The sequence below is a fragment of the Arthrobacter flavus genome (genome assembly GCF_039526005.1).
Lineage (GTDB): Bacteria > Actinomycetota > Actinomycetes > Actinomycetales > Micrococcaceae > Arthrobacter_D > Arthrobacter_D flavus.
The window spans coordinates 394,929-407,558 of sequence record NZ_BAAAIJ010000059.1 but is presented as its reverse complement, the minus strand read 5'-3'; the positions used below and the strand labels follow the sequence as shown (position 1 = coordinate 407,558).

The following is a 12,630-nucleotide window of genomic DNA, read 5'->3' as shown; positions in this document are numbered from 1 at the left end:
ATCGGAAGGCCTCGACCTCCATCTCGTCACCGACGCGCCCACCCCGGCTACACCCCGCCTACACTCTCGTTTGCGAAGAGCCACTTAACCGCGAGAGGCCCCGCAGACCGTTGGTCTGCGGGGCCTCTTCGCGTGGGCTGCTCTTAGAGCGCTTCGACGGGAGCCAGCTCCACCTCGAAGACTGACAGCTCGCCCTCGGCCTCCGCGAGGCGCAATTCACGGACATTGCCCGCAGCCAGCAGGTCATTCAGGCCAGCATTGAGCTGGCGCAGTTGCGCGGCAGAACCGTTGACGACGGCGCTGAGCACCTCGGTACGCTGCTTCACCTTGGCCTCGGACTTCGACCGGCGGATGCCGCCGAGCGCCAGCGCCACGGTGCCCAACACCCCGGTATCGGCGGTGCGGATGGTTCCGGCCAGGTGGCCCGACGTCGGCCATTCGGTCCGGTGCACCGACCCACTGCGCCACCAGCTCCACACCTCTTCAGTCGCGAAGGGCAGGAACGGTGCGAACATCCGCAGCATTGCGTCAAGGGTCGTGGCGAGCGTGGCCAGCACCGACGCCTGCTCGGCCTCACCGGCCGCACCGTAGGCGCGGTCCTTGATGAGCTCAACGTAGTCATCCGTGAAGGACCAGAAGAACGTCTCGCTCAGCTGCAGCGCCTTGGCGTAGTCATACTTTTCGAAGGCGGCCGTCGACGCGTCGATGACCTGTGCCAGTTGAGCCAGCAGGGACAGGTCCAGCTGGTTCGTGACTACTGAGGTGTCATCGGTGAGGACCGTGTGCTCGGTGGCACCAAGGTTCAGCACAAACTTCGACGCGTTCAGCAACTTGATGGCCAGCCTGCGCCCGATCTTCATCTGCGCAATCTCATAGGCTGTGTCGGCACCCAGCTTGGCTGAAGCAGCCCAGTACCTCACGGCGTCGGCCCCAAATTCCTCGAGCACATCGGTGGGGACCACCACGTTGCCCTTGGACTTGGACATCTTCTTGCGATCCGGGTCCAGAATCCAGCCGGACAGTGCGGCATGGCGCCATGGTGCCGAATCCTGCAGCGCATCGGCGCGGACAGCGCTCGAGAACAGCCAGGTCCTGATGATGTCGTGGCCCTGCGGCCGAAGATCGAAGGGGAAGACCTTCGCGAACAGATCCGGGTTCTTCGGCCAGCCGCCCACAATCTGGGGCGTCAGCGACGAGGTGGCCCAGGTGTCCAGCACATCGTTCTCGCCGACAAAACCATTCGGCTGGTTGCGGGCGCTCTCGTCAAAGCCGGGAGCCGGTTCCGCCGCGGGGTCCACGGGAAGTGACTCGTAGGTCGGCACGATCGGGGCCTCGTAGTCGGGCTCGCCGTCGGCGTCGAGGCGGTACCACACCGGAATCGGGACGCCGAAGAAACGCTGCCGGGAGACCAGCCAGTCGCCGTTGAGTCCTTCAATCCAGTTTTCGTACCGGGACCGCATGAACGCGGGGTGGAAATCGATCTCCCGGCCTCGCTGGATGAGCTTTTCCCGCTTGGCCTCGTCGCGGCCACCGTTGCGGAGGTACCACTGACGGCTGGTGACAACCTCGAGCGGCTTGTCGCCCTTCTCATAGAAGTTGACCGGGTGAACCACCTTCTTCGGCTCGCCCTCCAGCTCCCCGCTGGCGCGGAGCAAGGCAACGACGCCTTCCTTGGCGCTGAAGACGGTCTTCCCGGCGATGGCCGAATAGTTCTCCTGGGCCTTGTCAGTGCTGATCCACTCGGGGGTCTCGGACCGGATCCGGCCGTCCCGACCCACAATGGCACGGGTGGGCAGCTGCAGCTCACGCCACCAGATGACATCGGTGAGGTCACCGAACGTACAGATCATGGCAATGCCGGTGCCCTTGTCGGGCTTCGCCAGCGGGTGCGCCTTGATTTCCACCTCGACGTCGAACAACGGCGACGTAACAGCGGTACCGAACAGGTGCTGGTACCGCTCGTCGTCGGGATTCGCCACCAACGCCACGCAGGCGGGCAGGAGTTCCGGGCGGGTCGACTCGATGAAGATCTTTTCCCCACCGGGGGTGTGGAACGCAATCCGGTGGTACGCGCCAGGCTGCTCCCGGTCTTCCAGCTCAGCCTGCGCCACCGCGGTGCGGAACGTGACGTCCCAGAGGGTAGGTGCCTCGGCGAGGTACGCATCGCCGCCGGCGAGGTTCTCCAGGAACGCCCGCTGGCTGACGGCCCGCGAGGTGTCGTCAATGGTGCGGTAGGTCAGGTTCCAGTCGACCGAGAGGCCGAGGGTGCTGAACAGGTTTTCGAAGACCAGTTCGTCCTGGACCGCAAGCTCCTCGCACAGCTCAATGAAGTTCCGCCGCGAGACGGCGTCGAAATCGCGCTGGTTTTTGGGCGGCTCGGCGGGAGGTGTGTAGTCCGCGTCGTAGGCGACGGACGGGTCGCAACGCACACCGTAATAGTTCTGGACGCGGCGTTCGGTGGGCAGGCCGTTGTCGTCCCATCCCATCGGGTAGAACACGTTCTTGCCGCGCATCCGCTGGTACCGGGCGACGACGTCGGTCTGGGTGTACGAGAACATGTGGCCTACGTGCAGCGAACCTGAGGCAGTGGGCGGGGGAGTGTCAATCGAATACACCTCCGCCCGGGACGTGTCGGGGTCGAAGGTGTAGGTACCATCCGCCCGCCACTGTGCGGCGAGCCGGGACTCGAGACCCTCAAGAACCGGTTTGTCAGGGACATTTACTGTTGCGGGCGTGTCTGTGCCCGGAGTGTGTTCAGCCATACCGGCAATTGTTTCACGATAAGTTGGATCCATGACTTCCACCCAGATCACCCCAGCGCAGCGATCAGCAGTTGTTACCGGAGCCAGCACCGGCATTGGCGAGGCTACGGTCCGCCTGCTCGCGGCCCAGGGGTGGCGGGTTTTCGCCGTCGCCCGCCGCGCGGACCGGTTGGCGGAGCTGGCCGCCGAGACCGGCGCCATCGCCGTGCCGACGGACATCACCGCTGACGACGACGTCGAGCGCCTCCTTGGCGCAGTCACCGAGGCCGGAGGGATCGACACCCTGATCAACATTGCCGGCGGTGCCCGTGGCGCCGACCGGCTCGGGGACGCGAAGACTGCCGACTGGGACTGGATGTACCAGGCGAACGTGGTCGGCACCATGAAGATGACCCGCGCCTTTCTCCCCATGCTCCGGGACCACACGGATGGGGGTACCGTCCTGAATCTGACGTCCACGGCCGGAATGGTCTCCTACGAAGGTGGCGCCGGGTACAACGCGGCGAAGGCCGGCCAGCGCGCCATGACCCGGGCACTTCGGCTGGAGGAGGCCGAGCATGGTATCCGTGTCATCGAGGTGTTGCCGGGCATGGTGCAGACCGAAGAGTTCTCCCTGAACCGTCTGGGCAGCGCAGACGCCGCCTCCAAGGTGTACGACGGAGTCGACAAGCCACTCACCAGCGACGACGTGGCGGACATCGTCGTCTACGCGGTCACGGTGCCCCACCACGTGAACCTCGACGAGATTGTGGTTCGCCCGCTGGCGCAGGCCGCAGCGCACAAGGTGATCCGGACCCACTAGCCGGCCCGGCAGTCCGGCCGTGGCGGCCGATATCGGCTAGACTAGGTGCAACAGCGTTGACCCGGCCATCACCGGTGAGCTTCCGGAAGAACCCCCGCCGTCCGCCAGACCGGTAACAATTTTGAACAGTTGCAGGTCACACGCACAGCAGGATAGTAGAACCGGACGGGTAAGCCCGTCACAGCGGTCACGAAGTGGCGGCCGCGGGAAGAGATTTCCCGCTGGCGGCAAGTGAGGTGGTACCGCGGGTCGGGCGCGCTGGTTGCATGATGAGCTAGCCGTTGGACACGTCCTCGCAGGTAACGAACCACACCTTGCCTACAGGATGAACAACATGCCACAGATCTACCCCAAGGCCACCAGCCTTGACAACGCCGCTGGCGCTTCCGTTTCCTCTTCGGCGTCGCCGAGTTCATCCTCGGCATCGCCGAGGTTTCCTGAGATTGAGGAACGCATCCTCAAGTATTGGGACGCGGACGGCACGTTCCAGGCGTCGATCGACGCCCGCAGCGCAGACCTGCCCGATGGCGAGAACGGCTCCAACGAGTTCGTCTTCTATGACGGACCTCCCTTCGCCAACGGGCTACCCCACTACGGCCACCTGCTGACCGGCTACGCCAAGGATCTGGTGGGCCGCTACCAGACCCAGCGCGGCCACCGCGTGGAGCGCCGGTTCGGGTGGGACACCCACGGGCTGCCCGCCGAGCTTGAGGCGATGAAGCAGCTGGGCATGAGCGACAAGGCCCAGATCGAAGCCATGGGCATCGACAAGTTCAACGACGCCTGCCGGTCCTCGGTCATGAAGTACGCCGGCGAGTGGCAGGACTACGTCACCCGCCAGGCCCGCTGGGTGGACTTCGACAACGATTACAAGACCCTGAATGTCGATTACATGGAGTCGGTCATCTGGGCGTTCAAGAACCTGTACGACAAGGGCCTCACCTACAACGGATACCGGGTGCTGCCGTACTGCTGGAATGACGAGACGCCGCTCTCCAACCACGAGCTGCGCATGGACGACGACGTCTACCAGGACCGCCAGGACCAGACCGTCACCGTGACCTTCCCCATCCTGGCTGGGAACACCGGGCTGTCGCAGGAACTCGCCGGGGTGCAGGCCCTCGCCTGGACCACCACGCCCTGGACCCTCCCCACCAACGCCGCCCTCGCCGTCGGGCCCGACATCGCCTACGCAGTGGTTCCCGCCGGGCCAACCCTGGCCGACGACGACCGCCGCTTCCTGATTGCCGCAGACCTGCTGGGCAACTACGCCAAGGACCTCGGCTACGCTTCCGCGAAGGACGCGACCGCCGCCGTCGCGCGCACCCTGCAGGGCGCCGAGCTCGCTGATCTCGCTTACGAACCACTCTGGGACTACCTGGCCGACCCCGAACAGGGCGGCTACCACAACGCCTTCCGGTTCCTGGTGGCCGATTACGTCACCACCACTGACGGCACCGGCATTGTGCATCAGTCACCCGCCTATGGCGAGGAGGACCAGAAGATCTGCGAGGAGGCTGGCATCCAGGTCATCCTCTCAGTGGATGAAGGTGCGCGCTTCCTGGCGATGTACGGACACGGGCCGCTCGCGGACATTGTGGGCCTGCAGGTCTTCGACGCGAACAAGCCCATCACCCGGGTACTGAAGGACAGTGGACGGCTGGTCCGCCAGGCTAGCTATGTGCACAGCTACCCGCACTGCTGGCGGTGCCGCAACCCGCTGATCTACCGGGCGGTGTCCTCCTGGTTTGTCGAGGTCACGAAGATCAAGGACCGGATGGTGGACCTGAATCAGGACATCAACTGGATCCCCGAAAATGTGAAGGACGGACAGTTCGGCAAGTGGCTGGCCAACGCCCGGGACTGGTCGATCAGCCGGAACCGGTACTGGGGGAGCCCCATCCCGGTCTGGCAGTCAGACGACCCCGCGTACCCGCGCACGGACGTGTACGGCTCGCTCGCGGAGATCCAGGCCGACTTTGGCCGGCTGCCCCTGAACAAGGCCGGCGAGCCGGACCTGCACCGCCCCTTCATCGATGAGCTGACCCGGCCCAACCCTGACGACCCCCGGTCCCCGGCGGAGGGTCAGTCCAGCATGCGCCGGGTCGAAGACGTGCTGGACGTCTGGTTCGACTCCGGTTCCATGCCCTTCGCCCAGGTGCACTACCCGATGGAGAACCAGGAATGGTTCGACTCCCACAACCCGGCAGATTTCATCGTCGAGTACATCGGCCAGACCCGCGGCTGGTTCTACATGCTGCACGTCCTCTCCACAGCACTGTTTGACCGGCCTGCGTTCCGGAACGTGATCAGCCACGGCATCGTCCTGGGCGACGACGGGCAGAAGGCATCCAAGAGCCTGGGCAACTACCCGGACGTCACCGAGGTCCTTGACCGTGACGGCGCCGACGCGATGCGCTGGTTCCTCATGTCCTCCCCGGTACTCCGCGGCGGCAACCTAATCGTCACCGAGCAGGGCATCCGCGACGGCGTCCGTCAGGTCATCCTTCCGCTCTGGAACGTGTGGCACTTCTTCAGCCTCTACACGAATGCCGCCGCTGGCGGCACCGGCTACGAAGCGAAGACTGTCGGTCCGGAGCAGGCGGAACGCCTCGCCGAGCCCGTGGACCGCTACATCCTCGCCTACACCGGAAACCTGGTGCGGGACATGACGGCGTCCCTTGACGCCTTCAACATCAGCGACGCCTGCGAGACCCTCCGGCGCTACCTGGACACCCTGACCAACTGGTATGTCCGCCGGAGCCGGCAGCGGTTCTTCGACGAGGACACCGACGCCTTCGACGTGCTCTACACCTGCCTCGAGGCAGTCTGCCGGGCCGCAGCGCCGCTGCTGCCCCTCGTCACCGAGGAAATCTGGCGCGGACTGACCGGCGGACGCTCGGTGCATCTCACCGACTGGCCCGAGGCATCGGCCTTCCCCGAGGCCCCTGACCTGGTGGAACGGATGGAACGCACCCGCCAGATCTGCTCCACCGGATCCAGCCTGCGGAAGGCAGCGAACCTCAGGGTCCGCTTGCCGCTCGCCAACCTCACGGTGGTGGCACCGTCCGCCGGAAACCTGGACGGCCAATACCAGGGGATCATCGCTGACGAGCTGAACATCAAGAAGGTCCGGCTGATCGACGCGGCCGACGCCTCACCCGAGGAATTCGGGATTGTGCAAAAGCTCGTCGTGAATGCCCGCGCTGCTGGCCCGCGGCTGGGCAAGAACGTCCAGTCCGCCATCAAGGCGGCGAAATCCGGCGACTGGTCGGTGGACGCCGATGGTGCGGTGACCGCCGGTGAGCTGGCGCTCGAGCCGCACGAGTACACGCTCGAAACCGTGGTGGCCGACGACGGTGACAACTCCGGCAAGGCCGTCACGGTCCTGCCCGGGGGCGGATTCTTGGTCCTCGACACCGAGGTCACTGAGGAGCTCGCCGCCGAAGGCGCGGCCCGTGACGCGATCCGTGCCATTCAACAGGCGCGCCGCGACGCGGACCTGCACATCAGCGACCGGATCGTCACCACCCTGGGGGTGGCACCTGAACTGGTGGACGCCCTGACATCCAACGCAGCACTCATCAAGGCGGAAACGCTGACCAATGAACTACACGTCGTAGCGGCAGCGCCGACTGACGGCGAGACAGCGGCCGGCGAGTTCACCGTCACAGTAGAGAGGCACTCATGAGCGAGCAGACCCCAGAGCCAATGAACTCGGAGCCAATGGATGCGGAGTCAAACGGCCCCACGCCTACCGCGTTCGACAAGTTCTCGGTGGAGAGTGTCTACGCGGAACTGTTGAGCCGGGCGCCTGAGAACAAAATGGAACCGCGGATGGCCCCAATGATCAGGGCCATGGAGATTCTCGGTGAGCCCAACAAGGCATTTCCGATCATCCACCTCACCGGAACCAACGGGAAAACCTCGACCGCACGCATGGTCGAGGGCATCCTGCGGGCGCATGAACTGCGGACCGGGCGTTACACCAGCCCACACCTGAGCAGCGTCACCGAGCGGATCAGCATTGACGGCGAACCGGTCTCCGATGAGACCTTCGTGCGGATCTGGGACGAGATCCGGCCGTTCCTGGAAATCATCGACGGCGAACTGGAGGCGGCGGGGGACCCCCGGCTCACCTACTTCGAAAGCATCACCATTCTCGCGTTCGCGGTGTTCGCCGACGAGCCGGTCGACGTCGCGATCATCGAGGTGGGCCTCGGCGGCATCACCGACGCCACCAACGTGGGCGACGGCCAGGTAGCTGTCGTCACGCCGATTTCCCTGGACCACACGGAACTCCTCGGCGACACCGAATACGACATTGCGCTGGAAAAGTCGGGAATCATCAAGCCCGGCGGCTTCCTGATCAGCGCGGCCCAACCCCAGGAGGCTGCCCAGGTGCTCCTCGAGAAGGCACAGGAGGTCGGCGTCGAGTTCCGTTTCGAAGGAGTGGAGTTCGGAGTGGAGACCCGGACCATCGGCGTTGGCGGACAGGTGCTGTCCATCAACGGGATCGCCGGCCGCTACGAAGAGCTGCTGCTGCCCCTGCACGGGGCTCACCAGGCGCAGAACGCCGCCGTCGCCGTCGCCGCTGTCGAAGCGTTCATCGGCGGCGGAACCCGTGAACTCGACGCAGCCGTGGTCCGCGAAGGATTGCGGACCGTCACCTCGCCGGGACGGATCGAGGTGGTGCGCACCGCACCGAGCATCATCGTCGACGCCGCGCACAATGCCGCCGGTGCCAAGGCAGCAGCCGCAGCGGTTAAGGAAGCCTTCGACTTCAGCCGGCTGATCCTGGTGGTCGGAGTGCTCCAGGACAAAGATGCGGGGGCCATCCTGGCCGAACTGCATGAGGAATTGGGCGGCATCCTCGAGGACATCTGCCTGACCCAGTCAACCTCGCCCCGTGCCATTCCCGCGGCCGAGCTCCTGCAGGATGCGTTGGCGGCCGGGTTCGCCGAGGAAAATGTCCACATCGCCGAACGGCTCGATGACGCCCTCGAATGGGCGGTCATGAAGGCCGAGGAAAACAACGACCTTGCGGGGGGCATCCTCATCACCGGTTCCATCACGGTGGTGGGGGAGGCCCGGACCCTGCTGGGCAAGTAGGGGAGTGCACATGGAGAAAAACCGGAAAGACCGCATGACCAAGGCGCAGCGGGAGTGGCGTCCCGGCACGCCGAAGAAGCGCCGGTCCATCAAGGTCACCTTCGCCTCGGTGGTCCTCACCCTCGAGGCGCTGGTGGTGCTGTTCGCGACCCTGACCGCTTTTGGTTTGTTGCGCGACACCATCTCACCGGCGCTGATCCTCTCGGTGGGAATCGCGTTGGCCATCGCCCTGGTGGGGGCGTGCGCGTTCCTGACCAAGCCGTACGGCATCGCCATCGGCTGGGTGCTGCAGCTGGTCATCATTGCTACCGGGTTCATCGAACCCACCATGTTCCTGATCGGTGTGTTGTTCGCCCTGACCTGGCTGTACGGAATCCGGACCGGGATCCGCCTCGACGCCGAAAACGTTGAGCGGGACCGCCAGCAGGCCGAATGGGAGCGGGCGAACCCCGAGGGCGGGTCAGAGCCCGGCGCTAATGTTTAGTAGAGTTCCACTGGCCATACCCAACATTTTGGAGGACTTCTGTGAGCGCTGAACGCACTCTTGTACTGATCAAGCCCGACGGCGTGTCCCGCGCACTATCCGGGACCATCCTGTCCAGGGTGGAAGCCAAGGGGTACACCCTGGTGGACCTGAAAATGGTGTCGGCCACCCGTGCAATGCTCGAAGAGCACTACGAGGAGCACGTCGGCAAGCCCTTCTTCGAACCACTCGTTGAGTTCATGCTCAGTGGGCCCATCGTCGCCGCGATCTTTGAGGGCGAGCGGGTCATCGAAGGTTTCCGGTCCCTCGCCGGTGCCACCGAGCCAACAGCCGCAGCACCCGGCACCATCCGGGGCGATCTGGGCCGAGACTGGGGCTTGAAGGTGCAGCAGAACCTGGTCCACGGTTCGGACTCGGCAGAATCGGCGCAGCGTGAAATGGGTATCTGGTTCGCCTGAGCCCCAACACGCCGGATTCCACCCGGGGCACCGGAAGGTGCCTCGGGTAACCGGTGTTGTAGCGTAGTCCCATGACTGAATATCGTAGACTCGGCAACTCCGGACTGAACGTTTCAGTGGTGGGGCTCGGGTGCAACAATTTGGGCCGCGCCGGAACGCCCACCGAAACGCAGCGAGGCACCAACGCCGTGATCGGAGCGGCCATCGATGCGGGAATCAACTTCTTCGACGTGGCCGATTCCTACGGAAAGACCCCCGGCCTGAGCGAGGAAATGCTGGGCAAGGCTCTGGTCAAGAACCGCGACGACGTGCTCATCGCCACTAAGTTCGGCTTGGACCTCAAAGGCGCCAATGGCCCTGATTGGGGTGCGCGCGGATCGCGCCGCTACATCATGAAGGCTGTTGAGGCTTCATTGCGCCGTTTGGGCACTGACTGGATTGATCTGTACCAGTTCCACGCCCCGGACCCGCTGACGCCCATCGACGAGACCCTTTCGGCGCTGGACGCCCTCGTCACCAGCGGCAAGGTCAGGTACATCGGCCACTCCAACCGGGCCGGCTGGCAGATCGCCGAGGCCGAGTTCGTGGCCCAGCTCGGCGGATACACCCCCTTTATCTCGGCCCAGAACCACTGGAACCTCCTCGAGCGCTCCATCGAAGCCGAGGTTGTCCCCGCAGCCGAAGCCTACGGGATCGGCGTGCTGCCCTTCTTCCCTCTGGCGAATGGCCTGCTGACCGGCAAATACAGTGCCTCGAAGGTTCCAGCGGGCAGCAGGCTGACCCACTCCCGGACGAACCTGCTCGACGGCGCCGACTGGAATCAGCTGGCCGACTTTGGAGCCTTCGCGAGGGCCCGTGACCTGACCGAACTCCAGGTAGCCTTCTCCTGGCTGGCGGCCCAGCCGTCCGTCGCGTCAGTGATCGCCGGAGCCACCAAACCGGAGCAGATTCAACAGAATGCCGAGGCTGTGTGCTGGGTCCCGTCAGAGACTGAACTTCAGGAACTGGACCGGATTTTCCCCCGGGTCGTCTAGAACCGGCGACCTGCGCCCAGGGCCCGGCGAGGGCATTAGTCAGTTCATCACCAGCCCGCCATCAACGACCAGGTTCTGCCCGGTTACGGACCGGGCCCAGGGCGAGGCGAAGAAGAGCACGGCGGCGGCGAATTCCTGCGGAGTGGTCACCCGACCCAGCGGGGTTGATGCGGCGATGTAATCGAAGACCTCCTCGGGGGTCGCGGCGCTGGCGTCAGTGGTGCGCAGCAGACCCCCGGAGACCATATTGGCGGTGATGTTGTGGGGTCCAAGGTCTTTCGCCAGGGTTCGGGTCAGCGAAAGCAGTGCCGCCTTCGCCGCTGTGTAGTCGTGGTAGGGCACCACCGGGTTCTGGAACAGGTTCGTGCCAATGTTGATGATGCGCCCGAAGTGGTGCTGGCGCATTCCCGGAAGTGCCGCCTGCGTGGTGTTCAACCCGGCCCTGACGCTGCCAGCGAACTGGGCACTGAACTCATCCCAACTGATCTCCGCCGCGGTGGAGCGGGCGTCCCCATTGAAAGTGAATGATGCCAGCGCGTTGTTCACCACTGTGGTGACAGGAGCTCCGAAGTGCACCCGCGCTCGTTCGAGGAGATCGCCGACCTGCAAAGGATCCGTCACATCCGCTGCTGCAGCCAATGCCCGTTCCGGGCCGATCTGGGCGGCGAGCTCGTGAGCTTGGGCTGCGCTGGCCCGGTAGTTGATGATGACGCGGGCGCCTTCGGTCGAGAACGCCTCGACGATGCTTCGTCCCAAGCCCCGACCACCTCCGGTAACCAGGACAATCTGTTCGGTGAGTTTCATGGAGTACCCCGTCTGAAGTCGTGTGAGAATCGGGGCGAAAAGACGCATGAACCGACCGAAAAGACCGGATGGACATCCCTTCGCCAGTCCGAACTGGATCAGGTTCGACGGGTATGATCTCAGCCAGCAAAAACCGGCACCCCGTGTCGCTCCTGACACAGTAACCGGCGAGGAGACCGTCCCGCTACCTGGCAGGACTGGCGCGGGGATTTGTGGAGGTCTGGGGCGCAGCGGTTAGGGTGGTGACCATGGCACGGGGTGCTGCTCACCAGGAGCAGCTGAGAAGTGACACCCGTTGAACCTGATCTAGTTCGGACTAGCGAAGGGATGTCGTGGATGACTGTTCGTCATGCATCATCTGATTGTGCTCGACTGCTCGAAGAATTACGGTCCACCACCCCCTTGGTCCAATGTGTTACCAACGCGGTGGTGACCAACTTCACCGCCAATGTCCTCCTCGCGGTCGGTGCGGCGCCGGCCATGGTGGATATTCCCTCGGAAGCCAGGCAGTTCGCCTCCGTCGCGTCGGGAATCCTGATCAATCTGGGAACTCCCCAGCGGGATCAGCAGACGGCGATGACCGAAGCCGTGGTGGCGGCGAATGCCGCCGGGACGCCGTGGGTGCTGGACCCCGTGGCCGTCGGATTCCTCTCTGTCCGCACGGAGCTGGCCGGTCAGCTGGCGGGGCGGAGCCCGAGGATCATTCGGGGGAATGCCTCCGAGATTCTCGCGTTGGCGGGTGCGGGCTCTGGTGGGCGCGGAGTCGATTCCACCGACGATCCTCTGGATGCTCTACACGCGGCCCGGTCACTCTCGCGGTCGACGTCGTCGGCTGTGGCCATATCAGGCGCCCACGATCTCATGGTTGGTCCCGAGGGTGATGCCGTTGTCGTAGCGAACGGGCATGCCTTGCTCACGAAGGTGACGGGTGGGGGCTGCGCGCTGGGCGCCGTCATGGCTGCCTTCGCCGCTCTAACCGACGACGCCGTTCTCGCGGCCACTGCGGCCACGGGTGTATACACCCTCGCAGCGGAGCAGGCGGCGGCGCGGGCACACGGACCCGGGAGCTTCGCCATCGAATTCCTCGACCGGCTGGCTGCCGTGACACCCGACGACGTCGCCTCCGGTGTGAATCTCCGTGCGGTGAGCGTATCGGACAGCGCGCGATGAATCG

9 protein-coding genes and 2 riboswitches are annotated in these 12,630 nt (G+C 64.8%); of the genes, 7 read left to right on the top strand and 2 right to left on the bottom strand.

Annotated features, from left to right (window positions below; translation table 11 throughout):
* Positions 1-143: 143 nt before the first annotated feature.
* On the bottom strand, positions 144-2,762 hold the full coding sequence (valS, locus tag ABD059_RS16890) for a valine--tRNA ligase (protein WP_343882153.1): 2,619 nt from the start codon (positions 2,760-2,762) through the stop codon (positions 144-146).
* 31 nt (positions 2,763-2,793) lie between these two features.
* Between valS and ABD059_RS16885 the strand changes: the two genes are divergently transcribed.
* The 6 genes from ABD059_RS16885 (at position 2,794) to ABD059_RS16860 (ending at position 10,652) form a co-directional block, all read left to right on the top strand.
* Complete coding sequence (locus tag ABD059_RS16885) at positions 2,794-3,564, top strand: SDR family oxidoreductase (RefSeq protein ID WP_343882151.1); 771 nt, start codon at positions 2,794-2,796, stop codon at positions 3,562-3,564.
* Between the two features lie 325 nt (positions 3,565-3,889).
* Positions 3,890-7,255 (top strand): isoleucine--tRNA ligase, encoded by a 3,366-nt coding sequence (ileS, locus tag ABD059_RS16880; protein WP_343882149.1) that lies wholly within the window; start codon positions 3,890-3,892, stop codon positions 7,253-7,255.
* 35 nt (positions 7,256-7,290) lie between these two features.
* A complete protein-coding gene (locus ABD059_RS16875) occupies positions 7,291-8,676 on the top strand; it encodes a bifunctional folylpolyglutamate synthase/dihydrofolate synthase (RefSeq protein ID WP_343882185.1) in 1,386 nt (461 codons plus the stop codon).
* A gap of 34 nt (positions 8,677-8,710) precedes the next feature.
* On the top strand, positions 8,711-9,160 hold the full coding sequence (locus ABD059_RS16870) for a DUF4233 domain-containing protein (RefSeq protein ID WP_343882147.1): 450 nt from the start codon (positions 8,711-8,713) through the stop codon (positions 9,158-9,160).
* Positions 9,161-9,201: 41 nt separating this feature from the next.
* Entirely contained in the window at positions 9,202-9,618 is a 417-nt protein-coding gene (gene ndk / locus ABD059_RS16865; RefSeq protein ID WP_343882145.1) for a nucleoside-diphosphate kinase, read from the top strand.
* Between the two features lie 71 nt (positions 9,619-9,689).
* The gene (locus ABD059_RS16860) at positions 9,690-10,652 is read left to right on the top strand and encodes an aldo/keto reductase (protein WP_343882143.1); all 963 of its coding nucleotides are present in this window, start codon (positions 9,690-9,692) and stop codon (positions 10,650-10,652) included.
* A 39-nt stretch (positions 10,653-10,691) separates the two neighbouring features.
* Here the strand turns inward: ABD059_RS16860 and ABD059_RS16855 are convergent, their stop codons facing one another.
* Positions 10,692-11,456, bottom strand: a complete 765-nt coding sequence (locus ABD059_RS16855; RefSeq protein WP_343882141.1) for a 3-oxoacyl-ACP reductase — start codon at positions 11,454-11,456, stop codon at positions 10,692-10,694.
* 58 nt (positions 11,457-11,514) lie between these two features.
* A riboswitch (TPP riboswitch) is annotated at positions 11,515-11,610 on the bottom strand.
* Positions 11,611-11,700: 90 nt separating this feature from the next.
* A riboswitch (TPP riboswitch) is annotated at positions 11,701-11,801 on the top strand.
* Between ABD059_RS16855 and thiM the strand changes: the two genes are divergently transcribed.
* Positions 11,793-12,626 carry a hydroxyethylthiazole kinase gene (gene thiM / locus ABD059_RS16850; RefSeq protein WP_377959695.1) on the top strand — a complete coding sequence of 278 codons (834 nt, stop codon included), beginning with the start codon at positions 11,793-11,795 and terminating at the stop codon, positions 12,624-12,626. (Overlaps the previous riboswitch by 9 nt.)
* Positions 12,627-12,630: the final 4 nt, after the last annotated feature.

Bases quoted from the DNA above. Each gene is read 5' to 3' on its own strand.
- valS (WP_343882153.1), bottom strand. From the start codon at position 2,762: ATGGCTGAACACACTCCGGGCACAGACACGCCCGCAACAGTAAATGTC.
- ABD059_RS16885 (WP_343882151.1), top strand. From the start codon at position 2,794: ATGACTTCCACCCAGATCACCCCAGCGCAGCGATCAGCAGTTGTTACC.
- ileS (WP_343882149.1), top strand. From the start codon at position 3,890: ATGAACAACATGCCACAGATCTACCCCAAGGCCACCAGCCTTGACAAC.
- ABD059_RS16875 (WP_343882185.1), top strand. From the start codon at position 7,291: ATGGATGCGGAGTCAAACGGCCCCACGCCTACCGCGTTCGACAAGTTC.
- ABD059_RS16870 (WP_343882147.1), top strand. From the start codon at position 8,711: ATGACCAAGGCGCAGCGGGAGTGGCGTCCCGGCACGCCGAAGAAGCGC.
- ABD059_RS16860 (WP_343882143.1), top strand. From the start codon at position 9,690: ATGACTGAATATCGTAGACTCGGCAACTCCGGACTGAACGTTTCAGTG.
- ABD059_RS16855 (WP_343882141.1), bottom strand. From the start codon at position 11,456: ATGAAACTCACCGAACAGATTGTCCTGGTTACCGGAGGTGGTCGGGGC.
- thiM (WP_377959695.1), top strand. From the start codon at position 11,793: ATGACTGTTCGTCATGCATCATCTGATTGTGCTCGACTGCTCGAAGAA.